Annotated in this window: 19 protein-coding genes; 8 read left to right on the forward strand and 11 right to left on the reverse strand. The window is 66.7% G+C overall.

Going from position 1 to position 25,008, the window contains the following annotated elements; genetic code table 11:
• Window positions 1-3: 3 nt before the first annotated feature.
• From prpB to yczE, 4 genes are all read right to left on the reverse strand, one after another.
• Window positions 4-915 (reverse strand): methylisocitrate lyase, encoded by a 912-nt coding sequence (prpB, locus tag HNR05_RS15550; protein WP_179579961.1) that lies wholly within the window; start codon window positions 913-915, stop codon window positions 4-6.
• Entirely contained in the window at window positions 915-2,450 is a 1,536-nt protein-coding gene (locus HNR05_RS15555; RefSeq protein WP_179579962.1) for an MmgE/PrpD family protein, read from the reverse strand. Before HNR05_RS15555 ends, prpB begins: the two co-directional genes overlap by 1 nt.
• Entirely contained in the window at window positions 2,443-3,159 is a 717-nt protein-coding gene (locus HNR05_RS15560; protein WP_343062631.1) for a GntR family transcriptional regulator, read from the reverse strand. The genes HNR05_RS15555 and HNR05_RS15560 overlap by 8 nt, the downstream gene beginning before the upstream one ends.
• 201 nt (window positions 3,160-3,360) lie before the next feature.
• The gene (gene yczE, locus HNR05_RS15565) at window positions 3,361-3,996 is read right to left on the reverse strand and encodes a membrane protein YczE (RefSeq protein WP_179579963.1); all 636 of its coding nucleotides are present in this window, start codon (window positions 3,994-3,996) and stop codon (window positions 3,361-3,363) included.
• Window positions 3,997-4,059: 63 nt separating this feature from the next.
• Between yczE and yczR the strand changes: the two genes are divergently transcribed.
• Together yczR and HNR05_RS15575 are read left to right on the forward strand one after the other, a co-directional pair.
• Window positions 4,060-5,520, forward strand: coding sequence for a MocR-like transcription factor YczR (gene yczR / locus HNR05_RS15570; protein WP_179579964.1), 1,461 nt, complete (start codon window positions 4,060-4,062; stop codon window positions 5,518-5,520).
• A gap of 256 nt (window positions 5,521-5,776) precedes the next feature.
• Window positions 5,777-9,250: an efflux RND transporter permease subunit gene (locus tag HNR05_RS15575; RefSeq protein WP_179579965.1), complete on the forward strand. Its 3,474-nt coding sequence runs from the start codon at window positions 5,777-5,779 to the stop codon at window positions 9,248-9,250.
• A gap of 45 nt (window positions 9,251-9,295) precedes the next feature.
• Here the strand turns inward: HNR05_RS15575 and HNR05_RS15580 are convergent, their stop codons facing one another.
• On the reverse strand, window positions 9,296-10,792 hold the full coding sequence (locus HNR05_RS15580) for an SDR family oxidoreductase (RefSeq protein ID WP_179579966.1): 1,497 nt from the start codon (window positions 10,790-10,792) through the stop codon (window positions 9,296-9,298).
• A 133-nt stretch (window positions 10,793-10,925) separates the two neighbouring features.
• On the opposite strand from HNR05_RS15580, the gene HNR05_RS15585 reads away from it, so the two are divergent.
• The gene (locus HNR05_RS15585; RefSeq protein ID WP_179579967.1) at window positions 10,926-11,861 is read left to right on the forward strand and encodes an arginase family protein; all 936 of its coding nucleotides are present in this window, start codon (window positions 10,926-10,928) and stop codon (window positions 11,859-11,861) included.
• Window positions 11,862-12,009: 148 nt separating this feature from the next.
• Here the strand turns inward: HNR05_RS15585 and pntB are convergent, their stop codons facing one another.
• From pntB to HNR05_RS15610, 5 genes are all read right to left on the reverse strand, one after another.
• Window positions 12,010-13,407 (reverse strand): Re/Si-specific NAD(P)(+) transhydrogenase subunit beta, encoded by a 1,398-nt coding sequence (pntB, locus tag HNR05_RS15590; protein ID WP_179579968.1) that lies wholly within the window; start codon window positions 13,405-13,407, stop codon window positions 12,010-12,012.
• Window positions 13,404-14,945, reverse strand: coding sequence for a Re/Si-specific NAD(P)(+) transhydrogenase subunit alpha (locus HNR05_RS15595; RefSeq protein WP_179579969.1), 1,542 nt, complete (start codon window positions 14,943-14,945; stop codon window positions 13,404-13,406). Before HNR05_RS15595 ends, pntB begins: the two co-directional genes overlap by 4 nt.
• Window positions 14,946-15,119: 174 nt before the next feature.
• A complete protein-coding gene (gene hutI / locus HNR05_RS15600) occupies window positions 15,120-16,322 on the reverse strand; it encodes an imidazolonepropionase (RefSeq protein WP_179579970.1) in 1,203 nt (400 codons plus the stop codon).
• A complete protein-coding gene (hutU, locus tag HNR05_RS15605; protein WP_179579971.1) occupies window positions 16,319-18,031 on the reverse strand; it encodes a urocanate hydratase in 1,713 nt (570 codons plus the stop codon). Before hutU ends, hutI begins: the two co-directional genes overlap by 4 nt.
• Window positions 18,032-18,351: 320 nt before the next feature.
• A complete protein-coding gene (locus HNR05_RS15610) occupies window positions 18,352-19,260 on the reverse strand; it encodes a LysR family transcriptional regulator ArgP (RefSeq protein WP_218868919.1) in 909 nt (302 codons plus the stop codon).
• A gap of 139 nt (window positions 19,261-19,399) precedes the next feature.
• Between HNR05_RS15610 and HNR05_RS15615 the strand changes: the two genes are divergently transcribed.
• The gene (locus HNR05_RS15615; protein ID WP_179581093.1) at window positions 19,400-20,017 is read left to right on the forward strand and encodes a LysE/ArgO family amino acid transporter; all 618 of its coding nucleotides are present in this window, start codon (window positions 19,400-19,402) and stop codon (window positions 20,015-20,017) included.
• Between the two features lie 96 nt (window positions 20,018-20,113).
• Here the strand turns inward: HNR05_RS15615 and HNR05_RS18005 are convergent, their stop codons facing one another.
• Window positions 20,114-21,247, reverse strand: coding sequence for a peptidoglycan DD-metalloendopeptidase family protein (locus HNR05_RS18005; protein WP_179579972.1), 1,134 nt, complete (start codon window positions 21,245-21,247; stop codon window positions 20,114-20,116).
• A gap of 46 nt (window positions 21,248-21,293) precedes the next feature.
• On the opposite strand from HNR05_RS18005, the gene HNR05_RS15625 reads away from it, so the two are divergent.
• The 4 genes from HNR05_RS15625 (at window position 21,294) to HNR05_RS15640 (ending at window position 25,008) form a co-directional block, all read left to right on the forward strand.
• Window positions 21,294-21,560, forward strand: coding sequence for a hypothetical protein (locus HNR05_RS15625; RefSeq protein WP_179579973.1), 267 nt, complete (start codon window positions 21,294-21,296; stop codon window positions 21,558-21,560).
• A 432-nt stretch (window positions 21,561-21,992) separates the two neighbouring features.
• Window positions 21,993-22,769, forward strand: coding sequence for an IclR family transcriptional regulator (locus HNR05_RS15630; RefSeq protein ID WP_179579974.1), 777 nt, complete (start codon window positions 21,993-21,995; stop codon window positions 22,767-22,769).
• A 113-nt stretch (window positions 22,770-22,882) separates the two neighbouring features.
• Window positions 22,883-24,019 carry a thiamine pyrophosphate-dependent enzyme gene (locus HNR05_RS15635; protein ID WP_179579975.1) on the forward strand — a complete coding sequence of 379 codons (1,137 nt, stop codon included), beginning with the start codon at window positions 22,883-22,885 and terminating at the stop codon, window positions 24,017-24,019.
• Window positions 24,016-25,008 carry an alpha-ketoacid dehydrogenase subunit beta gene (locus HNR05_RS15640; protein WP_179579976.1) on the forward strand — a complete coding sequence of 331 codons (993 nt, stop codon included), beginning with the start codon at window positions 24,016-24,018 and terminating at the stop codon, window positions 25,006-25,008. The genes HNR05_RS15635 and HNR05_RS15640 overlap by 4 nt, the downstream gene beginning before the upstream one ends.

The following is a 25,008-nucleotide window of genomic DNA, read 5'->3' on the forward strand; positions in this document are numbered from 1 at the left end:
TTTCTAGCGCTCAACCTGGAAGTTGAAGACATTGGTGTCGAAGTGGTTGTACGACTCGTAGTCGAGAAGTTCGTACAGGTCGGCCCGGTGCTGCATCTCGCCGAGCACCGGCGTGAGGCTGCCGTGCTCGGTCAAGGTGTCGAGACCGCGCACGGCCGAGCCCATGGCCAGACGCAGCAGCGAGACGGGCCAGATGACCATGTTGATGCCGATGTCCTGCAGCTGGTTCACGGTGAACAGGTCGCTTTTGCCGAACTCGGTCATGTTCGCGAGCAGTGGCACGTCGACGGCGGCACGCACGGCCTCAAACTCCGCCAGGGTGCCCATCGCCTCGGGGAAGATGGAATCGGCCCCGGCATCGACGAGTTTCTTGGCCCGGTCGGTCGCGGCGAGAAGTCCCGCAGCTCCCGGCTGGGTGGCACGGATGTCGGTGCGCGCCATAATCAGAAAGTCCGGATCGCGCCGGGCGTCGACGGCGGCACGGATGCGCTTGAGCGCCGTGTCCTCGTCGACGACCTGCTTGCCGTCGAGGTGCCCGCAACGCTTGGGGTTGACCTGGTCCTCGATGTGGGTGCCGGCCAGGCCGGCATCCTCGAGCGTCTGAATCGTGCGTGCCACGTTCATCGGCTCGCCGAAACCGGTGTCGGCGTCGACGATGGCGGGCAGGTTCGTCATGCGCGCGATCTGCTGAGCGCGCGTGGCCACCTCGGTGAGCGTGGTCAGGCCGATGTCGGGCAGACCCAGGTCGGCCGAGAGCACGGCGCCCGAAATGTAGACGCCCTCGAATCCCTTGGCCTCGATCAGCTTGGCCGAGAGCGGGTTGAACGCACCGGGGTAGCGCTGAATTGTGCCGCTGGCCAAGCCGGCCCGAAGAGCGTGGCGCTTCTGGCTCGGCGTCGTCGTTGCGTACAGCATTAGAAGAGTCCGGTCGGCAACGGAGTTGCGGCCAGCAGGCCGGGCTTCGCGACGATGGTGAGCTGGCCGATCTCGTCGGCGGTCAACTCGGGCAGACGCTCAGCCAGGGCAAGGAAGCGCTCGATTTCGGCCGGCTCGAGTACATCGGAGGCCAGGGCGCGGAACTTCGCGACGTATTCCGCACGACCGAACGGGCGGGCGCCCAGCGGGTGCGCATCCGCCACAGCAATCTCGTCGACGATCGTCGAACCGTCAGTCAAGGTGATCACGACGCGGCCGCCGAATGCCTTTTCGGCAATATCGAGCGAGTGGTAGCGGCGGGTCCACTCGGCATCTTCGACCGTGCTGGTCTTGTGCCAGAGCGCCACGGTGTCGGCGCGCTGGGCGCGCTCGGGGGCGTAGCTGTCGACGTGGTGCCAGCTGCCGTCCTGCAGCGCGACGGTGAAGATGTATGGAATCGAGTGGTCGAGCGTCTCGCGGCTGGCCTGCGGGTCGTACTTCTGCGGGTCGTTTGCGCCCGAGCCGATCACGTAGTGCGTGTGGTGCGAGGTGTGAATCACGACGGATTCGACGTGTGCCGGGTCGGTCGCTTCGGGATGCTCGGCGTGCAGCTTGCGGGCCAGGTCGATCCACGCCTGGGCCTGATACTCGGCCGAGTGCTCCTTGGTGTACGTGTCGAGAATGGCGCGCTTGGCCTCTCCGGCGGCGGGCAGTGGCACGGTGTAGGCGGCGGTCGGACCGTCGAGCAGCCAGGCGATCACGCCGTCTTCGCCCTCATAGATGGGGGTCGGGCTGGTCTCGCCGCGCATCGCACGGTCGACGGCCTCGACGGCCATCTTGCCGGCGAAGGCCGGGGCGTGTGCCTTCCAGCTGGAGATCTCGCCCTTGCGGGACTGACGGGTGGCGGTCGTGGTGTGCAGGGCCTGACCGACGGCCTGGAAGATGGTTTCGGCCGGCAAGCCGAGCAGGGTGCCGATGCCGGCCGCAGCCGACGGGCCGAGGTGGGCCACGTGATCGATCTTGTGCGCGTGCAGGCTGATCGCCTTCACCAGATCGACCTGGATCTCGTAGCCGGTGGCGATGCCGCGCACGAGGTCGCGGCCGGTCAGGCCACGCTCGGCGCCGACATGCTGGGCCACGGCGACGATGGCCGGGATGTTGTCGCCCGGGTGCGAATACTCGGCCGCCAGGAAAGTGTCGTGGTAGTCGAGCTCGCGCACGGCCACGCCATTGGCCCAAGCCGCCCATTCGGGGGAAACCCGGGTTGCAGCATCCTCGCCGAAGACATTGGCGCCGGCGCCGCCGGTCGAGCGCGGGTGGGAAAGCGCCTGCGAGCGGGCCGAGACGACGGGGCGGCGGGTGAGTGAGGCGGCGGCAACCGATGCATTGTCGATGACCCGGTTGATGATCATGTCGGTGACCTCGGCGCTGACCTCGACGGGGTCGACGGCGACCTGGGCGATCTTCCAGGCGAGCTGGTCTTCGCGGGCCAGGTTCTCGTCGCTCTTATAGACGCGTACGGGGTGCTCAATCATGAAGTGTCCTTTCGAGGGAGGCCTCGGCCTCGGTGGCGGTGGGGGAAAGAGTGGGCAGCGTCGCCAGGATGTTGTCGAGGCTGTTACGCAGGTGCACGGCGGTGGCCTGCGCGGCCAGTACTTCGTCTCGGCGCAGGATGGCGTCGATGATCAGCAGATGCTCCGCGGTGGCGGCGTCGAGCCGACGCGGGTTCGCGTGGGCGTGCCGGCGTGCCCGGGCGAGGTGGCCGCGAATGTCTTTGAGGGCGCCGCGCAGGTACGAGTTGTCCATCGCGTCATCGATCACCGCGTCGAGGCGGTCGGCCAGCCGGTACGAGGTGGCGTTGTCGACATCACCGTCGGGCGTGTCAGCGGCAACGGATGCCGCCAGGAACTCACGCTTGAGGTTTTCGAACGGGGCGGGGTCGCGGCGGCGAGCGGCGAGTCGGGCCGCCTGAGTTTCGAGGGCTTCGCGCAGCTCATAGAGGCGCTCGATGTGTTCTCGCGAGACCGGTGTGACGATCGCGGTGCGGCCTGAGTTGTTCGAGACGAGACCCTCGGCGATGAGGCGGGAGAGGGCTTCGCGGACCGGGGTGCGTGAGACGCCGATCCGCGCCGAGACCTCGACCTCGGCGAGCGGTGTTCCGGGTTGCAGGCGCCAGTTGATGATGTCATCCCGCAGACGGTCGTAGGCAATATCGCTGGCGCGCATGGCTTCCACACTAGTCACTTCACGCGTTTATGTATACAAACTAAGGAGTACAGGCTGGTTTATGAGGAAAAAGTCGTGAGATTACGCGTGCTCTGTATGCACAGGCGCCCATCCCGTTGATTGAGGTGCGGAGCGAGCGCTGCGGGCACAGCCTCGAAATCTCGCGAGCCACCTCCGGCCCATCGAAGGCGTATGTGGAACATCGCCTCGCCTGGTTTGTCACGTGCGCGGACTGGATAAGGTGGGTGTCGTGGGCTGCGAAACGGGCTCGACGGCATCCGGGCGCCTCATCGCAAAGACTGGGATGCTCCAGTTGCAGAGCGGGCCGATGAGCACCGCGAAGAGTACGGTGCCGATGCCGACGTTGCCGCCGAGCACCCAGCCGATCGAGAGCACGATCGCCTCGAGGCTTGTGCGCACGATCCAGATCTTCCAGCCGGTGAGCTGGTGCAGGCCCGTCATCAGGCCGTCACGCGGGCCGGGGCCGAAGTGTGCGCCGATGTAGAGTCCCGTCGCGATGCCGAGCACGAGCAGCCCGGCCGCAAACAGAATGATGCGCACCCAGAGGTCGAGTCCGGCTGGAATGAGCCAGAGGCCCACGCTCGCGCTCGGCCCGACGAGCAACGCATTCAGCACGGTGCCCACGCCGAGCTTTTGCCGAATCGGGATCCAGAACAGCAGCACCACTCCGCTCAGGATCACGGTGATCAGGCCGAAGCCGAGGTGGGTCTGCGCGTCGATCCCCTGTGTGAGAACGTCCCAGGGGGCGACTCCGATCTCGCCACGCACGATCAGGGCGATGCCGATTCCGTAAAGGAAGAGGCCAATCAGAAGTTGCGTGAGGCGGCGGGTCATAAAAATCAATCCAATTGCAGATTGGCTCTGTTATCAAGTAGCCAATTTCCCTAAAGTGGCCTCATGAGTGACGTTCAGATGAGTGCGCGCAGCCTGGAAGCCCTGCTTGGCGACTGGCGTGGCGGCGCGAGTGCCTACCTGGCGCTGTCTGATCGCATCCGTCTGCTCACCCTTGACGGACGCATACCGGTCGACAGTCGACTGCCCGCCGAACGCGATCTGAGCGCACGGCTTGGCCTCAGCCGCACCACCGTCGCGGCGGCCTACCGCCGGTTGCGGGAGACCGGATTCCTGGTCAGCGTGCGCGGTTCGGGCAGCATGGCCCGGCTGCCCGGCGGCACGCCCAGTCTGACGGTGAACGACGGCAGCGGCATCCTGGATTTCAGCAAGGCGACGATGCCGGCGATTCCCGCGCTCGCCGCGGCAGCTGTCGCGGCGGCGGCCGACCTGCCCCGGCACCTCAATGACTCCGGTTTCGACCCGATCGGTCTGCCTGAGCTGCGCGCCGCGATTGCTGACCGCTACACGGTGCGCGGCCTGCCGACCGGCCCTGAGCAGATCATGGTCACCATCGGCGCCCAGCATGCCATCGCGTTGCTCGCGCGGGTGCTGCTCAGCCGGGGTGATCGCGCCGTGATCGAAACTCCCACCTACCCGCACGCCTACGAGGCTCTGCGCGCGGCAGGTGCGCGACTCATGCCGGTGAGTGTGTCAGCCGGCGAAGCGGATGCCGCGGCCGCGACCCACGGCTGGGACGAAGCGGCACTCGTGCAGACGCTCCAGCGCAGCAACCCGGTTCTCGGCTATCTCATGCCCGACTTTCACAACCCGACCGGACAATCAATGCCGGTCGATCAGAGGGAACGCGTGCTGGCCGCCGCCGCCCGACAGGGCACCGTGCTGATCGCCGACGAAACCATGGCGGAGTTCAACATCGACAGGCCTGGAGAGTTCATGCCGTTTGCGGCATACGCCGACCCGGCGCTACCGGGCACTGCGGTGTCGATCGGCTCGGTGGGTAAGAGCGTCTGGGGCGGTATCCGTGTGGGCTGGATTCGCGCCGAACCTGCGTTGATTCGTAAGCTCGTTGCAGCCCGCACGGCGAATGACCTCGGTACACCCATTCTTGAGCAGCTGATTGTCACGCGACTGCTGCCGCAGATGCCCGCGATTCTTGCCGAGCGGTGTGACGCGCTGCGGCTCACCCGTGACCACCTCGAGGAACGGCTGGCCGCCCGATTCCCCGATTGGACGGTGCCCCATGTCGATGGTGGTGTCACCACCTGGGTCAACCTCGGCAGCCCGGTCAGCTCGCAGCTCGCCCTCTCGGCCCGCACTCACGGTGTGATCGTTCCAGCCGGTCCGCGCTTTGGCATCGACGGCGCCTTTGAACGGTTCATGCGCATCCCCTTTTGTTACAGCGTCAGTGAGCTCGACCGTGCCGTCGATGCGCTCGGGCACGCCTGGGACGCGCTCGGCCGGCATCCGGTGCCCGACACGGGCTACCTCGCCGACGTGGTCTAGCCCTGGTGCCCTGGTGCCTGGCGCCACGGTGCCTCGGCGCCCCGGTGCCCCGGTGACCCCGCTCCCCTAAAGACCCTCACATCCCCCGCGAGAGTGCAGTTGTTGTTGCCTCAACCCGCTCATAACCCCAACAACTGCACTCTCGCGGTGAGAAGACGTCCGGAGGAGGCAGGGGTCAGGGGTCAGGGGTCAGGGGTCAGAGGGTGGGGGCGGATGCCGGGACCCTTACCATCCCAGGGGATGGGATACTGAGCGAGTGTATTTTCTCGCCGTATTGAGCATGAAGAACCGGGCCCTCATCGCCCTCGTCACCATCGTCGCGGCCGTTTTCGGCAGCCTCGCACTGACGAGCCTGAAGCAGGAACTGATTCCGTCGCTCCAGCTCCCGCAGCTGGTCATCTCGACGAGCTACCCCGGCGCCTCGCCCGAAGTCGTCAACGACGACGTCTCGACGCCGATTGAAACCGCCATTCAGGGTGTGTCTGGCCTCGAGTCGACGTCGACGACGAGCAGCACCAACATGTCGATGGTCAGCGCTACGTTCAGCTACGGCACCGATCTCGCCAAGGCCGAATCCAAGATCGGTCAGGCCATCAACCGCATCAAGTCGCGGCTGCCCGATTCCCTCGACCCGCAGGTGTTCAGCGGCAGCATCGATGACTTTCCGGTGCTGTCGATCGCGGTGTCCGGCGGCGACCCCACCACCCTCTCGGACGAGTTGAAGCGCAGCGTGCTTGGCGACATCCGCCATGTCACCGGAGTGCGCGACGCCGCCCTCGTCGGCGACGTCGGCCAGCGCGTGAGCATTACCCCGGATGACGCCGCGTTGGCCGAGCGGGGGCTGTCGGCTCAATCGATCCGCAGCGCTCTGCAACAGAATGGCGCGTTCATTCCCGCCGGCTCCGTGACCGAGGGTGACAGCACCCTGTCGGTGCAACTCGGCACGAAACTCACTTCGGTCGACGACCTCGGTGCTCTGCCGCTCCTCTCGAGCATTCCTGGCCCAGCAGGCCAGGTAGGCCCGGCCGGTCAGCCCGGCTCGCCGGCCGTCACGACCCTCGGCGATGTCGCCGCCGTCGCGCTGGCCGAGAACCCGGCGACGAGCATCTCGCGGGTCAATGGCAAGCCGGCCCTCACGATCTCAGTCACCAAGGTCCCCGCGGCCAACACGGTCGAGGTGTCGAAAGAGGTGCGGGCGCTGTTGCCGAGCCTCGAAGCGGCAGTGTCCGGAGCGACCTTCACAATCGTCTTCGACCAGGCGCCGTTCATTCAGCAGTCCATCGACTCGCTCACCCAGGAGGGCTTTCTGGGACTGATCTTCGCAGTGCTCGTGATTCTGGTCTTCCTGCTCTCGGTGCGCGCGACCCTTGTCACGGCGATCTCGATTCCAACCTCGGTGCTGATCACCTTCATCGGCTTGCAGAGCGTGGGCTACTCGCTGAACATCCTCACGCTCGGTGCGCTGACAATCGCGATCGGCCGGGTCGTCGACGACTCGATCGTCGTGATCGAAAACATCAAGCGGCACCTGGTTGCCGGGGTCGACCGGGCCGACACCATTATCGGGGCCGTGCGTGAAGTCGCCGGAGCGATCACCGCCTCGACGATCACCACCGTGGCCGTGTTCCTGCCGATCTCGTTCGTCGCCGGCTCGACGGGTGAGCTGTTTCGGCCGTTTGCGCTCACCATCACCATCGCGCTGCTCGCCTCGCTGCTCGTCGCGCTGACCATCGTGCCGGTTCTGGCCTACTGGTTTCTGCGCGCGCCCGATGCAGCGAAGGTTGCGGCCAAGGTTGCGGCCACCACCGAGAAGGCGGAAGCCAAGGCAGCCGCGAAAGCCGCGAGCGCGGCGGCGAAGTCTGCGACGGCGACGGATGCGGCTCTCTCGACTGATTCGACGGCGCCTGACGCCGACGACGGCCGCGAACTGGTCGGAGCGGGCATCCCCACGGGCATCCCCACAGGAATCCCCGAAGCCGGGCTGGCGGCATCCGCTCGCCCCGGCGCCGCTGCGATCGTGGCAGCGCCCCTGGCGAGCGACGAGGGGGGCTCCCGCCGCTCGCGTCGTGCAGAGACCGCCGTGACCGAACCGGACGAACTTGAGCACCCGAGCCGATTGCAGAAGGGGTATCTGCCGGTCATCCGGTGGACGCTCAAGCATGCCGTCGCCACCCTGCTGCTCTCGGTGCTGGTGCTCGGTGGCACCGTCGCCCTGGTGCCGTTGATGAAGGTCAACTTTCTGGGATCGACCGGCCAGAACACCTTCAGTGTGAGCCAGACGCTGCCCGTGGGCACGAGCCTGGCCGCGCTCGACACCGCCTCGGAGCAGGTCGAAAAGACCCTGCGCGGCATCGACGGCGTTGATATTGTGCAGGTCTCGATCGGAGGCAGCAGCGTGGCCGCTGCCTTCAGGGGCGGCGGCGCCTCGTCCAGCACGGTGAACTACTCGATCACGACCGCGGATTCCGCACATTCCGACGATGTGCAGCAGTCCGCGCGCACCTCGCTGGCACAGATCGCGGATGCCGGTGAGATCTCGATCGGTGCCTCGAGCGGCTTCGGCGGATCCTCGACCATCAACGTCGACATCACAGCGCCGTCGAGCGCCGACCTGCAGACCGCATCAGATGCCATTCTGGCCCGGGTATCGAAGCTCAGCTCGGTCAGTGAGAGCTCCAGCAACTTGGCTGCCTCGCGTCCGTACCTCGCGATTGTCGTCGATCGTGACGCCGCGGCATCCGCTGGTCTGAGCGAGCTTGCCCTCGGCACGCTGGTGTCTCAGGCGATGCAGCCGAGCGTGATCGGTTCGATCGTCATCGAGGAGAAGAGCCTGTCGGTCTACCTGCACTCGGCTGCCCCGCCCACCACCGCGGCCGAGCTCGCCGCGCTGCCGATTCCGACCGCGGCAGGAACCGTTGCGCTCGACACTCTGGCCAGCGTCTCTGAGGTGGACGGGCCGTCGACGATCACGACGGCGAAGGGTCTGCGCACGGCAACCGTCTCGGCGATGCCGGCCGGTGACGACCTGGGAGCGGCAACCGCCGATCTGACGACCGTGATCACCGAGACCAAGCTGCCCTCGGGTGCGGTGGCGAGCCTCGGCGGCGTCTCGGCCGATCAGGCTGAGGCGTTCCAGCAGCTCGGCATCGCAATGCTTGTGGCCATCCTGATCGTCTACATCGTCATGGTTGCGACGTTCCGTTCGTTGCGCCAGCCGCTGTTGCTGCTCGTCTCGGTGCCGTTCGCGGCAACCGGTGCGATCGCGCTGCAGGTGATCACGGGCATCCCGCTCGGTGTGGCCTCACTGATTGGTGTGCTCATGCTGATCGGCATCGTCGTGACGAACGCCATCGTGCTCGTCGACCTGGTCAATCAGTACCGCCGACGCGGGATGAGCGTGCCGGATGCGCTCGTTCACGGTGCCTCGCGCCGACTGCGCCCGATTCTGATGACCGCATTGGCGACAATCTTTGCGCTGCTGCCGATGGCTGTCGGCCTCACCGGACATGGCGGGTTCATCTCGCAGCCGCTCGCCCTCGTGGTGATCGGCGGACTGGTCTCGTCGACGGTGATGACACTCGTGGTGTTGCCCGTGCTCTACTACCTCGTCGAGGGAGCGGCCGAGCGCCGGGCCGTGAAGCGTGCCACGACGGCGGAAGCGTACGCCGACGCGGGGGACAGTACGGCGGCAAGCGCGGTGGACAGCGCGGCGACTCTGGAGCGTTCGTAGCCGGAGCGTTCGAAGCCGGAACGTTCCTCACCGCTCGGCGGCCGATCAGTCGGGTCGGTCGTCTGCGCGTGCGAGCACCGCAGCCGCGACGATGCGGTTGGCCATGCCGTTGAAAATGATGCCGTGGAACGGCAGGATTGCCCACCAGTACAAGCGACCGCCGAGCCCGGCCGGAAAGAAGATTGCGCGCTGGGTGTAGCGCGAGCCGCCCCCTGGCGTGGGAGTACTCGACATTTCAAGCCAGGCGCGTCCGGGCACCAACATCTCGGCGCGGAGGCGCAGCATCGTGCCACGTTCGAGGTGTTCGACCCGCCAAAAGTCGAGTGCGTCGCCGGTATTGAGCTGTGCCGGATGCCGACGCCCGCGGCGCAAACCCACCCCGCCGACGAGCTTGTCCATCCACCCACGCACCGCCCACGCGAGCGGGAACGAGTACCAGCCGTTCTCACCGCCGATGCCTTCGATCACCGACCAGAGTTGATCCGACGAGGCGGGCGTCAGCCGCGTCTTGAAGTCGATGTAGACCAGGTGGCCGGCCCAATCCGGGTCGCTCGGCAGAGGGTCGCTCGGGGCGCCCCGCACCGAGCCGTCGACCCAGCTCGTCTCGACTTCGCCATCACGCATCTTCGCCAGGGCCAGGCGGACCGCGTGCCGGTAGCTGGTCAAACCGCCGGGCGGCGCTGGGATGTATTGGTCGATGTCGTGTTCGGAGGCAACGCAATCGTTCTGCAACGACTCGATGATCGGAACGGCGATCCGTCGAGGGATGGGGGTGACCAGGTTCACCCATTGCGAGGCGAGCCAGGGCGTCAGCACGGGAAGTGCTGCGATCGCGCGCTGGCGCAGTCCCGCCTCGACCGCGTACCCATTCATCATCTGCCCGTAGCGCCAGACGTCGGGACCGCCGATGTCGAAGGTGCGGTTGAGGTCTGAGGGCAGCTCGGTGGCCTCGGTGAGGTAGTAGAGCACATCGGTAATCGCGATCGGTTGCACCCAGTTGCGCACCCACTGCGGTGCTGGCATATACGGCAGCACCTCGGTGAGATGCCGGATCATCTCAAACGAGGTCGAGCCGGAACCGATTACGACGCCGGCCTGGAAGGCGATGGTTGGCACGCCGGAGTGGAGCAGGATGTTGCCGACTTCGGTGCGCGAGCGCAGATGCCGGCTGAGACGGTCGGTTTCGGGATGCAACCCACCCAGATAGATGATGCGCTGCAGATTGGCCTGCCGAGCCGCTTGGGCCACGTTCTGGGCCGAGAGCTGCTCGATGCGTTCGAAGGTGGCCCCGCGGCCGGCCGCACCGCCCATCGAGTGCACGAGGTAATAGAGGATCTCGACGCCGTCGAAGGCGGGATCGAGCGACGCGCGATCGGTGAGGTCGCCTTGAAAGACCTGCACCCGGTCCCGCCACGGAACATCGCGCAGCTTCTCAGGTGTGCGCACGAGAATCCGCACCTGGAATCCGGCTTCGAGCAGCCGCGGAACAAGGCGGCCACCGATATATCCGGTGGCTCCGGTAACCAGCACGACACGGGGCATGGACTCACTGTAGCCCGTGGCTCTGACAACTGGCGGGAGAGCCGTTATTCGCTGCGGCTGGCCGTCCGGTATCCGAGACAGATTGACCTACCGGGGCAGATCGGGCCGATCAGCCGGTTGCTAGGGTCGGCCTATGACCGTTGCAACACTGCCTCATGACGCCCTCTGGCCCCGCGCAGGAGACTGGCCTGCAGCAGAGTCTCTGGCCGCCGACCAGGCGATCGACCTCGCCCTGATCGGGATCCCGGCCTGGCGCACCTCACTCTCGGCCACGCGTGCCGGAGAGACCCCGTCGGCAATTCGGGCCGCATTGCGTAAATACAGTCCGGCGCTGATGCCCGACCGCGGCGGTCGTCCCGCACCGCGCACGCTCGATGAGCTCGTGTTGGCCGACTTCGGCGACGTGACTGACCCCGACAGCCCCGCCGGCGAAAGGCGTGCGATCGCCGCAGTGGCCGCGGCATCCGCTCGGTCACGCGTCGTCGTGGCCCTCGGCGGCGATAATTCCCTCACGGTTGCGGCAGCACTCGGCAGCTGGGGGGTGCACGTGCAAACCGCCGGACTGATCACCCTCGATGCCCACTACGATCTGCGCGACGGAGTCTCAAACGGCTCGCCCGTTCGTCGGCTGGTTGAAGCCGGTCTCGACGGTCGCCGCATCGTGCAGATTGGCATCGCCGACTTCGTGAACTCGCGTGACTACGCACAGCGCGCCCTCGACTTCGGTATCACGGTCGTGCACCGCGATGAACTGCATCGGCGGCCGATGACGGATGTCGTCGCAGAGGCCCTCGAGATCGCCGGCGCGGCCGGCGGGCCGATCCACGTTGACCTTGACGTTGACGTCTGTGACCGTTCGGTGGCCCCCGGATGCCCGGCCTCGGTGCCCGGTGGAATCTCGGCCTTCGAGCTGCGCACCGCCGCCCGCGCGGCCGGTGCCGACCCCCGCGTCGTTTCGGTCGACCTCGCTGAGATCGACGCGACGGCGGATGCCGCGGATGGGCGCACCGTGCGCCTGGCCGCGCTCTGTGTGCTCGAGGTGGCCGCGGGACTGCTCGACCGCCCCTGATCGGCGCGACTGCCCTTCGTCGGCGCGCCCGACCGTGGCCGGCGCTCCTCGCGCCATCCGGCAGTCATCCTTTCCTGAGGTATCGCAGATGACCCTTCGCAGGCCCGCGGAAGGGTCATCTGCGCCACCTCACGGCCAGAGCGGCGCTTTAGCGCTTGACCAGCGCCAGCGCACGCACGATCTCGTCGACGCGATCCTTCGCATCGCCGAACAGCATGCGGGTGTTCTCACGGAAGAACAGGGGGTTCTGCACACCGGCGTAACCGGCTGCCATTGAACGCTTGAACACGATGACCTCCTCGGCCTCCCACACCTTGAGCACCGGCATGCCGGCGATCGGGCTGGTCGGGTCCTCGGCCGCGGCCGGGTTCACGGTGTCATTGGCACCGATCACGAGCACCACCGACGTGCTGGCGAAGTCATCGTTCACCTCATCCATCTCAAGCACGATGTCGTAGGGCACCTTGGCTTCGGCCAACAGCACGTTCATGTGTCCGGGCAGTCGACCGGCGACCGGGTGGATGCCGAAGCGCACCTCGACCCCACGCGCACGCAGCAGCTTCGCCAGCTCGGCGACCGGGTACTGAGCCTGGGCGACGGCCATGCCGAAGCCCGGCGTGATGATCACTGACGTGGCGTTGGCCAGCAACTCGGCGGTCTCGTGCGCCCCGATCTCGCGATGCTCCCCCTCGACCTCGTCGCTCTTCGTGGCCACCACGGCACCGAAGCCACCGGCGATCACCGAGATGAACGAGCGGTTCATGGCCTTGCACATGATGAAGGACAGGTAGGCGCCCGAGGAGCCCACGAGCGCGCCGGTGATGATCAGCAGGTCGTTGCCCAGCAGGAATCCGCTGGCTGCGGCAGCCCAGCCGGAGTAGCTGTTCAACATCGAGACCACGACCGGCATGTCGCCGCCGCCGATGGAAGCGACCAGGTGCCAGCCGAGCAGCAGGGCGAGCGCGGTGACCGCGATCAGTAGTGCGAGGTCCGGGGCGATGACGAACCAGGCGGTGAGCGCGGCGAACAGCACCAGCGCGCCGAGGTTCAGCACGTTCCGGCCAGGCAGCACCAGTGGCGCGGACTTCATCCGCGCCGACAGCTTCAGGAACGCGACGATCGACCCGGTGAAGGTGACACCGCCGATGAAGACGCCGACGAACACCTCGCCGCGGTGAATTCCTTCGAGGGCCGGCGCGATGTCGCCGTGCTCCAGCCAGCCGTTCCAGCCGATCAGCACGGCGGCGAGACCCACGAAAGAGTGCAGCAGGGCGATGAATTGCGGCATCCCGGTCATCTCGACCTGCGCGGCACGCCAGAGTCCGATGGCCCCGCCAATTGCGACGGCGACGAGCAGCAGGGCGATCGCCAGACTATCCGCGATGTCGAGCATGAGCACGAGGGTCGAGACGAGCGCGAGCGCCATCCCTGTCATTCCGTACCAGAGGCCCCCCTGAGAGGACTCGTGCTTGGAGAGCCCACCGAGGCTCAGAATGAAGAGGAGCGCCGCGACCAAATAGGCAGCGGTAGCGATGGCGGCGATCATGAGTTGCCCTTCGAGAACATGCGCAGCATGCGCCGGGTCACGGCGAAACCGCCGAAGATGTTGATGCTCGCCAGCAGCACGGCCACGAACGAGAGAGTGCGGGTGACAGGGTCAACGCCGGCCAGTTGCAGCATGGCGCCGACGACGATGATGCCGCTGATGGCGTTGGTGATCGACATCAGCGGAGTGTGCAGGGCGTGGTTCACCTTGCCGATGACGTAGAAACCAATCACGATCGACAACGTCAGCACGGTGATGTGCCGCGGCAGCGGGTCGGGGGCGATCGCGACCAGCAGGAACAGCGCGGCCACGCCCACGGCGGTGAGGGCCAGGCGGGATCCGGTGCCGAGGCCCTTCTTCGCAGCCGCAGGGCTGATCGGGGCAGCGGATGCGGCAGCCGCTGGCGCGGCGGAGACCTGCACGGGCGGCGGCGGCCAGAGCTTCTCGCCGTTCTGCACGACGATGATCGAGCGCTGCACGATGTCGGTCTGGTCGAGCACGAGCACGCCGTCCTTGCCCGGGGTGAGCAGCTTCAGCAGGTTGACCAGGTTCTGGCCGAACAGCTGCGAGGCCTGCGCGGGAAGCCGGCGGGCGAGGTCGGTGTAGCCGATGATCGTGACGCCGTTGGCAGTGACGATCTTCTCGCCCGGCACGGTGCCTTCGACGTTGCCGCCGTTTGCTGCGGCGAGGTCGACGATGACCGAACCCGAGCGCATCGAGGCGACATCCGCCGCGGTGATCAGCTTGGGCGCGGCGCGACCGGGAATGTTCGCGGTCGTGATGATGATGTCGACGTCGCGTGCCTGCTCCGAGTAGAGCTCGGCGGCTCGGCGGTTGTAGTCCTCGCTGGTGGCCTTCGCGTAGCCGTCGCTCGAGACACCCTGGTCGGCGATTTCCACGGCGAGGTAGGTACCACCGATCGACTTCACCTGGTCGGCGACTTCGGGCCGAGGGTCGGTTGCGCGCACGATGGCGCCGAGCGCGGATGCCGCGCCGATGGCAGCGAGGCCGGCCACACCGGCGCCGGCGATGAGAACCTTCGCCGGCGGAACCTTGCCTGCGGCGGTGATCTGGCCGGTGAAGAACCGGCCGAACGCGTTTGCCGCCTCGACGACGGCACGGTAGCCGGCGATGTTCGCCGTCGACGAAAGCACGTCCATGGACTGTGCGCGTGAAATGCGCGGCACCGCGTCGACAGCGAGTGCCGTAATCGGGTACTGAGTCAGGCGTTCAACCAAATCGGGGTTCAGCCCGGGGCTCAGCCAGCTGATGACGGTGGCGCCGCTTGTGAGTTGCGCGAGTTCAGCATCATTCGGCGCGTTCAGTTTCAGCACAACGTCGGCGTTCCAAGCTTGCGTCTTGTCGACGATGGCGACTCCAGCGGCGACGTAATCGGCATCCCGAAAACTCGCCCACTCACCCGCGCCAGCCTCGACGACAACCTCATAGCCCAGCTTCACCAGCTGGCTCACGGTCGACGGAGTACCGGCGACCCGGGTCTCCCCCGGGGACGACTCAGTGACAATTCCTATTCTCAATTTCGGCTCCTTTGCACAGCGAAACACTACTGGCTCAGGCAAACGTCGCTTCGCTCAGCGCGCGCAGTCGGAACGAAGAAATCGCGATTCTTAACAATTAGGCAAGATAATCGATGTTTTCGGCGTCCTTTCCTTCACAGGGGTCGTAATGCTGCCGGTTCGTGTGCGGCCCGGTCAGGCCGAGACGCTCACCGCTACGCCGTCTTTCCAGACCCGCCGAATGAGCGGAACCCCCGGGCGGTAGGCCAGGTGCAGATACGAGTCGGCGGTGAGTTGGGCGAGGTCGGCGCGCGCCCCGACGATGACACGCCCGACATCCGTGCGCCGTAGAGCCGCGGCACCGCCGGCGGTCGCCGCCCACACGGCCTCGGCCGGCGTCATCCCCATGTCGCGCACGGCGACCGCGATGCAGAAGGGCAGTGACGAGGTGAACGACGAACCCGGGTTGCAGTCGCTCGCCAGGGCGACGGTGGCACCGGCGTCGATGAGGCGCCGGGCACTCGGGTATGGCTGCCGGGTCGAGAACTCGACGCCGGGCAGCAGCGTCGCCACGGTGTTCGAGCCGGCCAGGGCCTGCACGTCGTCCTCGGTCAGGTACGTGCAGTGGTCGACGCTCGCGGCATCGAGTTCGACGGCCAGCATCACTCCGTCGCCCGGGCCGAGCTGACTGGCATGCACGCGTACGCCGAGTCCGCGCGCGGCGCCGGCCACGAGGATGCGCCGGCTTTGCACGGGCGTGAACGCGCCGGTCTCACAGAACACGTCGATCCAGCGGGCGTGCGGCGAGCAGGCATCCAGCATGTCGCCGACCACGAGGTCGACGTACTCGTCGGCGCGACCCGAAAACTCGGCAGGAACCACATGCGCTCCGAGGAATGTGACCTCGGAGGTCACCTCGGCCGCCAGGCGCACGAGCCGGGCTTCATCGGCGAGGGACAGCCCGTAACCGCTCTTGATCTCGACGGTCGTCGTGCCTTGAGCGAGCATTTCGCCCAGGAATCCGCGTGTGCGGGCCCGCAACTCCTCGTCGCTGGCGGCTCGGGTGGCGGCCACCGTTGAGCGAATGCCGCCGGCGGAATACTTCTGCCCTGACATGCGCGCCTCGAACTCGGCCGATCGGTCGCCGCCGAAGATGATGTGACTGTGGCTGTCGACGAAGCCGGGAATGATGCAAGCGCCCACCGCGTCGGTGACCGTGTCTGCGGCGAGTGCGTGAGCCGGAGCGGCTGAAGCCGCCCCCAGCCAGGCGATCTGGCCATCCTCGATCAGAATTGCGGCATCGGTCAGGATGCCGAGCCGTTCGGATCCCGGCCGAGTATCGACGCCCGGAGAGTTGGTGATCAACTGCCCGATGTTGGTGACCAGTTCGGTTGTCATGCCGGGGTGTCGCCTTCCCACATCGGCACGCGGAGTCCGCGTTCGCGGGCGACCTCGGCGGCACGCTCATAGCCGGCGTCGACGTGTCGCATCACCCCGGTGCCCGGGTCGTTGGTGAGCACGCGCTCGATCTTCTCGGCGGCCAGCGGTGTTCCATCGGCAACGATAACCTGACCGGCGTGGATGCTGCGGCCAATGCCGACCCCGCCACCGTGGTGGATCGATACCCAGGTGGCGCCCGACGCGGTGTTGAGCAGCGCATTCAGCAGCGGCCAGTCGGCGATCGCATCCGAACCATCGGCCATCGATTCGGTCTCGCGGTACGGCGAGGCGACCGAGCCGGAGTCGAGGTGATCGCGGCCGATGGCCAGCGGGGCGCTCAGTTCACCGGAAGCAACCATCTCATTGAATTTGAGTCCGGCGATGTGGCGTTCCTTGTAGCCGAGCCAGCAGATGCGTGCGGGCAGGCCTTCGAACTGAACCTTCTCGTGGGCGGCGGTGATCCAGCGGCGCAGGTGCTCATCGTGCGGGAACAGCTCGAGGATGGCTTTGTCGGTCGCGGCGATGTCGGCCGGGTCGCCCGAGAGTGCGGCCCAGCGAAACGGCCCCTTGCCCTCGGCGAAGAGCGGACGGATGTAGGCGGGCACGAAACCGGGAAAGTCGAATGCGCGGTCGTAACCGCCCAGTTCGGCCTCGGCTCGGATCGAGTTGCCGTAGTCGAAGACTTCCGCACCGGCATCCTGGAACTCGACCATGGCCTGAACCTGCTTGGCCATCGAGGCGCGAGCGCGCTCGGTGAAGGCGACCGGGTCTGCGGCAGAGAGCTCGTGCCACTCGGCGACGGTGACGCCCTCAGGCAGGTAGGCGAGCGGGTCGTGCGCGCTGGTCTGGTCAGTGACGATATCGATCGCAATCGTGCGGGCCAATAACTCGGGGAACACCGTTGCGGCATTGCCGACCAGGCCGACCGAGAGTGGGATGCGCGCGGCCTTGGCGGCGAGCACGCGGGCGAGGGCGTCGTCGAGGTAGGTGGTCATTTCGTCGAGGTAGCCGCGGTCGACTCGGCGCTGCAGGCGCGTCTCGTCGACGTCGACAATGAGCACGACGCCCTCGTTCATGGTGACGGCGAGCGGCTGAGCGCCGCCCATTCCACCGGCGCCACCGGTGAGGGTCAGGGTTCCGGCCAGTGTTGCACCGCCCGGGGTGGGGGCCTCGCCGCGACGTTCGGCCAGTTTGTTGGCGACGGCCGCGAAGGTTTCGTAGGTGCCCTGCAGGATGCCCTGGGTGCCGATGTAGATCCAGGAGCCAGCCGTCATCTGGCCGTACATGGTGAGTCCGAGTGCCTCGAGTCGGCGAAACTCGGGCCAGTTCGCCCAGTCGCCGACGAGGTTCGAATTGGCGATGAGCACACGCGGCGCCCACTCGTGCGTGCGGAAGACGCCGACCGGCTTGCCGGACTGCACCAGCAAGGTCTCATCCTTTTCGAGCGTGGTCAAGGTGCGCACGATGGCGTCGTAGGCATCCCAGCTGCGGGCGGCGCGGCCGGTTCCGCCGTAGACGACGAGGTCATCGGGGTGCTCGGCCACGTCGGGGTCGAGGTTGTTCATGAGCATGCGCAGCGGGCCTTCGGTCTGCCAGCTTTTCGCGGTGAGCGTCGTGCCTCGCGCGGCGCGAACGGGGCGGGCCCGGCTTGAGTCGAAAGGAGTCATACAGTGATTGCACACCACGCTCTGCCGCAGAACAACGGGTGCGACGGCAGAACTGTCCGGTATCCCAGATACGCGGATGCTGTGCGCTGCGCAACCCGCGCAACCCGCGCAACCTGCGCACCCTGCGCACCCTGCACTCGGCATCCGTGAGCGTACGCCCGCAGTCTTGTCCCCGGATTCGGATCGCCGCGAGATTCCCGGCGTGTCGGCGCGCGACACGCCGCAAAACTGGCCATTTTCCGAATCCGGGGACAGTGCGGGGGGCAGGGGCGGATGCCGCGGCGGAGGATGGGCGCAGATATCGGAGGCCGCGGCATCCGTCAGCGCAACTGTGCCGCCGCCGCTGCCCCGATCGCGTCGGCCACCGCCGACAGCGTGGGGGAATGCAGTTTCCACTGCTGCCAATACAGTGCGACGTCGATAAATTCGCCGGGATCGATCTCGACGAGCGCCCCCGAGGCCTCGGCCGTTTGGCTCTGAGCGTCCGGCAGCATGCCCCAGCCCAGTCCGAGCTGCACCGCCGTCGCGAACTCTGACGACGCGGGCACAAAATGTTGGGGCGGATGCAGCAGGGTCCGCGTGCGTTGCCGCAGATAGCGATCTTGCAGATCGTCGGTGCGGTCATAGATCACCACGGGCGCCACCGCGAGGCTGGCAACGGTCGGCCCATCGCTGAACCACGTGGCGACAAACTCGGGGCTCGCCATCGGCCGATACCGCATCGCGCCGAGCGGCCGCACGATGCAGCCTTGCACCGGCTCGGACGCCGACGTGATTGCCGCCATCACTGTGCCGTCGCGCAGTCGCGCGGTCGAGTGGTCTTGATCCTCACGAAAGATGTCGAAGCTGATGCGGTGCGCGGCAGGCACGCGCGCGAGGGCAGGCAGAGCCCAGGTCGCCAGCGAATCCGAATTGATCACGAGCGGAATGCTGATGAAGCGTTCGGAGGCGGATGCTGCCTCGCCCACCTCGGGTTCGAGCATGGTCAGGGCGTCATTCTCGAGCAGAGCGAACTGGCGGGCCAGGCGCAGCACGACTTCGCCCGATGCAGTGGGTCGAACCGGCTTGACCCGTTGCAGCAGAACTCGGCCCACGGCCAATTCCAGAGCCTTGATGCGCTGGCTGATCGCTGACGGTGTCACCTGCAGTTGCCGTGCCGCCGCATCGAAAGTGCCCCTGTCGACGACGGCCAGGAGGGCCCGGAGCTGATCGAGTTGGAGATCCATCATGGAGGCGGCGGGCTTTCGGATCGGGACGCTGAGGAGGCGCCTATGAGGCGGGTGGGTCATTAGCTACCCTAATGATGCATCAGAAAGATGAGCTGGAACAGTGGTTGCCCGCGCCGTAGAGTCGTCGATTGTGAATGCTCTGACTCTCGCTCTGCCCCTCCTGCTCGCGGGATTCGGCCTCGGCCTGTCGCTGATTGTGGCAATCGGCGCGCAGAATGCGTTTGTGCTGCGCCAAGGCATCCGTCGGGAACACGTTCTGCCCATAGTGCTGATCTGCGCGCTGTCGGATGCCGTGCTGATTCTGCTCGGCATCTCGGGCATCGGCTTCGTGATCGAGAGCTTTCCGGTCGCGCTCACCGTCGTGCGGATTGCCGGGGCAGCATTTCTCGTCGGCTACGGCGTGCTCGCCGCGCGGCGAGCGTGTGCCACCGGTACTCTCCAGGTGACGCCGAATGGGGAGCGCACCTCGCTTGGCACCGCGATTCTCACGGTGCTTGCACTGACCTGGCTCAATCCACATGTCTATCTCGACACCGTGCTGCTGCTCGGTTCGATCGCCAACTCGCACGGGCCCGACGGGCGTTGGCTGTTCGGGATTGGTGCCGTCGCAGCCAGCATCGTCTGGTTCGCAGCGCTCGGCTTCGGAGCGCGTTTGCTCGGGCCGCTCTTCTCGCGGCGTGTGGCCTGGCGCATCCTCGATGCGCTGATCGCCGTCACGATGATCACGCTCGGAATCCGGCTGGCGTTCCTGGCGTAAGTCCGCGCCGTCGTTCAGACGGATGCTGCGGTGCGCGCCCCAGTCAGCCCGCGCGCCCCGGTCAGCTCGCCCAGCTAGCTCGCTCAGCTAGCCCGCTCAGCCTTGGCCGAGAACGATGCCGCGTTGGGTCAGGAACGGCACCGGGTCAATGCGGGTGCTGTCGATGCGCACCTCGAAATGAAGATGGCACCCGGTGGATGCCCCCGTGTCACCGACTGCGGCGATCACCTGACCGGCACTCACGCTCTCACCCACGCGGACCAGGATCGTCGTCGCACCGAGGTGACCGTAGCCGGTTTCGACGCCCGAGCCGTGGCCGAGAAGAATCCAGTTGCCGAGGGTTCCGTTGGGGCCGGCGACTTCGACGACGCCGGCTGTGGCGGCGTGCACCGGGGTGCCACACGCGGCCGCGATATCGGTGCCGCTGTGGAATGCGCTCACGCCCGGCAGCGGCAGAGTCGGCCGCGGACCGAATCCGTCGGTGACGGTGCCGGCAACCGGCAGCGCCCATCCTTGGACGCTGAGCTGGCCGGTGTCGTGTGAGCTGAACAAGCTCACGAGTCCGGTGATCTCAAAGCTGGCGGTGCTACTCGCTCGAAGTACCGTGAGCCGAGCGGTCGCCGTGGCGAGGGCATCGCGGGCCGCATTCATCGCGATTCGAGCGGGCTCGACCTGGATCGCGGCGGCGACGGCGTCGGCATCCGTCGCCTGTTGGCGTAGACGTTCGGCACGCTTGCCCTCGTCAGCGGCGTGTGTGCGCACCGATTCGAGGTTGCTGGCCAGGCTGTCGAGTCGGTCGAGAGAGCCGAGCTGGTCAAGAAGTGAGGTGTCCGCGTGTGTGCCGAGCAGCACGTCGGCAGCAGCGGCGCCGGACTGCTGCTGAGCCAGACTGCGCACGAGCGCGCTGATTGCCTTCTGAGCGGAGTCCGCCGAGTTCGCTGCGGTGTCAGCACGCGCATGAAGCTGTGCGGCTCTGGCCTGAGCGGATGCGAGGTCGGCGCTGACCGAATCGAACTCGAGAGTCGCCGCGTCGAGGGCTGACTGTGCGTCGGCGACAGAGCGCAGAGCGGATTCGAGGGCTGCTGAGCGCGCGCGCGTCGCGGCGGTTGCACCTGAGGCTGCGCGCTCTGCGGCGGCACGTGCTGAGGCTGCGCGCTCTGCGGCGGCGCGTGCTGAGGCTGCGCGCTCTGCGGCGGCGCGTGCTGCTGCAGCATCTGGCTGCTGAGTCACAGCCGGTGGGGCCGCCGTTGGTGGGGGAGTGGTGGCCGGGGGCGGAGTGACTGTTGGAGTCGGAATCGGAGTCGGGGTCGGAGTGGCTGTCGGCGCTGGACTCGGCGTCGGTGGTGGTGTCGGTGTCGGTGTCGGTGTCGGAATGGGTGTGGGGGTCGGGGGAGAGGTCTCGCTCGGCACGGGTTCGGGGGTCACCGGTTCGGGAGTTGTAGCACCGGGGGTCGCGGGTTCGGGAGTTGCGGGCCCAGCGGTCGCAGGGTCAATGCTCGATGGCGGAGTCGTCACCGCTGTGGGGGTGGCCTCATCCGCGTAGACCACGCTCGGCGCTCCACACACCAGAAGAGCCGCCAGGATCAGACTGGCGACCGGCACACCACGTCGGGGTTCCTGCCTCATGAGGGGGGAACGCTGTGACCGTGCAATGTTCTTCAGCGAGATCAATGCTTCGCAATCCTCGGGTGGATAAACGATGGTCGGCCCGTATGGGTCGGCAATTCGGTCAGTATGCCATGCTGCCAAAGGCCCGCACAAGGAGTTGAATAGCGCTCGCGCCGCCTCGACTAAACTCGCTCTATCTGTAATCCCAGACGGGTCGCAACGGGTTGCAACGCGCTGCACTGCGGAGACACTGCGCTCGGGCATGCGTACCGCACTGAGTGCAGGCATCCGTACTGCACGGCGCGCTGCACGTCGCGCCGTAATCCGCACCGCAACTCACGCTGTAATCCGCACGACGAGGGGCATCATGGCTGCATCGAAGGTTCCCGCGGCAGACAACACGCTGCGAATCCTGTCCCACCTGGCTACCCAGCGCGGTCCGGTGCCGGCGTCGTCGATCGCCACGGCGCTTGGGCTGCCGCGTTCGAGCGTCTACCACCTGCTGACGGTGTTGACCGAGCGTGGTTTCGTGTTGCATCTTCCCGAAGAGAGACGGTACGGCCTCGGCCTGGCCGCGTTCGAGCTCAGCACGGGGTTCTCCCGTCAAGAACCGCTCAGCCGAATCGGTCGGCCCCTGTTGGCCGGCCTCGTTGACAGGCTCGGCGAATCCGGCCACCTCGCCGTGTTGCACGGCCGCGATGTGCTTTACATCGCCGAGGAACGCGCTCCGCGACGGCCGCGCCTGGTGACGGATGTCGGCATCCGCCTGCCCGGACACCTCACCGCCAGCGGGCGCGCACTTCTGGCCACGCTGCCGCCAGCCCAGCTCCGGGCGCTGTACCCCGACGCCGAGGCGTTCGTCGATCGGAACGGGCGTCCGCCGCACAGCTATTCCGAGCTCAAGACGATTTTGAACCGGGTACGGCATGACGGATATGCGACCGAGGATGGCGAGGTGACCGCCGACTTCGCCTCGGTTGCAGTCTCGGTGCGCGACCACGTGGGGTGGCCCGCCGCGGGAATCGCCATCACATTCCCGCGCGGGAATGTGCCAGAAGCGACGTGGCCCGAGCTGGCCGCACAAATCTCTGAGGTGGCCACGGAACTGTCGCGGCGTATCCGTGGTCGAACCGGCCTCGACTGAGCCGAACGGCTCGCATTCGCAGCGATAGCGTTCGGTGTGTCTTCGTCCCTGGTGAACGCTCGACTCCGGACGTATGGTGGCCAGAGAATCTCGGCAACAGGAGCGGAGACCCCATGGCAGAAAAGCCCCATTCCGCGAGAGCGCATCGACCGGCTGAAGTAGACGCACAGCCGAGCACGGCGCCAGACGCCGTGCCCGATGCAGCGCAAGACGCAGCGCAAGACGTAGTGCCCGACGAGGTGCTGGTCGGCTATTACCGTGAGATGGCGCTGGTGCGGGCGTTCGAGCTCACCGCGGCCGAAATGTACGCCAAGGCGAAAATCGGTGGGTATTGCCACCTGAACCTCGGTGAGGAAGCCGCAGTGGTCGGCCTCTCGCACGCGCTGCAGACACGCGACTACCTGTTCACCAACTACCGGGACCACGGCTATGCGATCGGCCGGGGGATGGAGCCCAAACGGGTGATGGCCGAGCTGTTCGGCAAGAGCACGGGCGTCTCGGGCGGCCGTGGCGGATCGATGCACCTGTTCAGCACGAAGCTGCGGATGCTCGGCGGCTACGCCATCGTCGGCGCCCAAATGCCACCGGCCACGGGCGCCGCGCTCGCGCTCAGCCTGCGCCAGAAGCCGGGCCCCGACGCGGAGGTCGTGATGTGCCTGCTCGGCGACGGCACCACCAACATCGGGGCCTTCCACGAGTCATTGAATCTGGCCGGAATCTGGGATCTGCCCATCGTCTACGTCATCATCAACAACCGACTGGGCATGGGCACGACCGTTGAAATGGCCGCGGCCGAGCCTGAACTCTACACACGCGGCTGCTCCTATCGAATCCCCGGGGTGCGCGTGGACGGCGACGACGTCGTTGCCGTGCGGGACGCTGCTCGAACCGCGCTCGAGCGGGCACGCACCGAACGAAAGCCCGGGCTACTCGAGGTGATGACCTTTCGGCTGAAAGGCCATTCTGTCGTCGACCCGGCCCGCTACCGTTCGGCGGAAGACAACGAGCAGGCGAAGGAGGCCGACCCGGTGCCCGCATTCCGTGCTCGGCTGATTGGCTCCGGCGCTCTCGATGAGGCCGCGGCACTACAGATCGAAACGGATGCCGCAGCCATCGTCAGCAAGGCGGTCGCGTTCGCCGACGCGAGCCCGGATTCGACACCCGATCAGTTGTTCGACTTCGCGTACGCCACCCCGGTGGCCAACGCGCCGCACGCGTTGCCGGGGGATCCGCTGATGGAGGCGTCATGACGGTGATCACCTATCGACAGGCCCTGCGCGACACCCTGCAGGCGGAACTGGCCCGAGACACGAACGTGTTTCTGATCGGCGAAGAGATCGGAATCTTCGAGGGGTCCTACAAGATCACCGCGGGGCTGCTCGCCGAGTTCGGCCCTGACCGGGTGCGGGACACCCCGATCGCGGAGGAGGGATTCGTCGGCGCGGCGATCGGTGCAGCGATGCTCGGGATGCGTCCGGTCGTCGAGATCATGACCATCAATTTCAGTCTGCTGGCGATCGATCAGATCGTGAATAACGCCGCGAAGTTCCACAGCATGTTCGGCGGCCAGATCTCAGTGCCGATGGTGATCCGCACCCCCGGCGGTGGCGGGCAGCAGCTCGCGGCGACGCACTCGCAGAACCTCGAGGTCTGGTACGCCCACATCCCGGGCCTCAAGGTTGTGGCGCCGTCGACACCGGCCGATGCCAAGGCACTCTTGACCGCCGCGATCCGTGACGATGACCCGGTCATCTTCCTCGAAAACCTGGCCCTCTACAACACCAAGGGTGAGGTACCGGATGGCGAGCAGGTCGCCGAGATCGGCAGGGCAGCCGTCGTCAAGGAAGGCACCGACCTCACCGTCGTCACATATTCCCGCGCCACCGTCACCGCACTCGAGGTCGCCCGGCAGTTCGAGGCCGAGGGGATCTCGATTGAGGTCGTCGACCTGCGCAGTCTTCGCCCGCTCGACCGCGAAACGATCTGTGCGTCAGTGCGAAAAACGAGTCGCGCGGTGGTGTTCGAAGATGACTGGCTGACCTACGGAATTGGTGCCGAGATCTCCGCCACGATCGGCGAGGGGGCGTTCGACTACTTGGATGCGCCGGTGCGCCGGGTCGCTGCGGCTGAGGTGCCGCTGCCGTACGCCAAGCCGCTTGAACGTGCAGCCCTGCCTGACGCTGCCACGCTGACCCGAGTCATCCACGACGTTCTCGACGCCACTCGGTTTGCTGGATAG

The organism is Leifsonia psychrotolerans (assembly GCF_013410665.1).
Lineage (GTDB): Bacteria > Actinomycetota > Actinomycetes > Actinomycetales > Microbacteriaceae > Cryobacterium > Cryobacterium psychrotolerans_A.

Excerpts from the sequence above, each read along its gene's own strand:
- yczE (WP_179579963.1), bottom strand. The coding sequence starts at position 3,996 with ATGACCCGCCGCCTCACGCAACTTCTGATTGGCCTCTTCCTTTACGGA.
- HNR05_RS15580 (WP_179579966.1), bottom strand. The coding sequence starts at position 10,792 with ATGCCCCGTGTCGTGCTGGTTACCGGAGCCACCGGATATATCGGTGGC.
- HNR05_RS15555 (WP_179579962.1), bottom strand. The coding sequence starts at position 2,450 with ATGATTGAGCACCCCGTACGCGTCTATAAGAGCGACGAGAACCTGGCC.
- prpB (WP_179579961.1), bottom strand. The coding sequence starts at position 915 with ATGCTGTACGCAACGACGACGCCGAGCCAGAAGCGCCACGCTCTTCGG.
- hutI (WP_179579970.1), bottom strand. The coding sequence starts at position 16,322 with ATGACAACCGAACTGGTCACCAACATCGGGCAGTTGATCACCAACTCT.
- HNR05_RS15610 (WP_218868919.1), bottom strand. The coding sequence starts at position 19,260 with ATGATGGATCTCCAACTCGATCAGCTCCGGGCCCTCCTGGCCGTCGTC.
- HNR05_RS15630 (WP_179579974.1), top strand. The coding sequence starts at position 21,993 with ATGGCTGCATCGAAGGTTCCCGCGGCAGACAACACGCTGCGAATCCTG.
- HNR05_RS15635 (WP_179579975.1), top strand. The coding sequence starts at position 22,883 with ATGGCAGAAAAGCCCCATTCCGCGAGAGCGCATCGACCGGCTGAAGTA.
- HNR05_RS15585 (WP_179579967.1), top strand. The coding sequence starts at position 10,926 with ATGACCGTTGCAACACTGCCTCATGACGCCCTCTGGCCCCGCGCAGGA.
- hutU (WP_179579971.1), bottom strand. The coding sequence starts at position 18,031 with ATGACTCCTTTCGACTCAAGCCGGGCCCGCCCCGTTCGCGCCGCGCGA.
- pntB (WP_179579968.1), bottom strand. The coding sequence starts at position 13,407 with ATGATCGCCGCCATCGCTACCGCTGCCTATTTGGTCGCGGCGCTCCTC.
- HNR05_RS15640 (WP_179579976.1), top strand. The coding sequence starts at position 24,016 with ATGACGGTGATCACCTATCGACAGGCCCTGCGCGACACCCTGCAGGCG.
- yczR (WP_179579964.1), top strand. The coding sequence starts at position 4,060 with ATGAGTGACGTTCAGATGAGTGCGCGCAGCCTGGAAGCCCTGCTTGGC.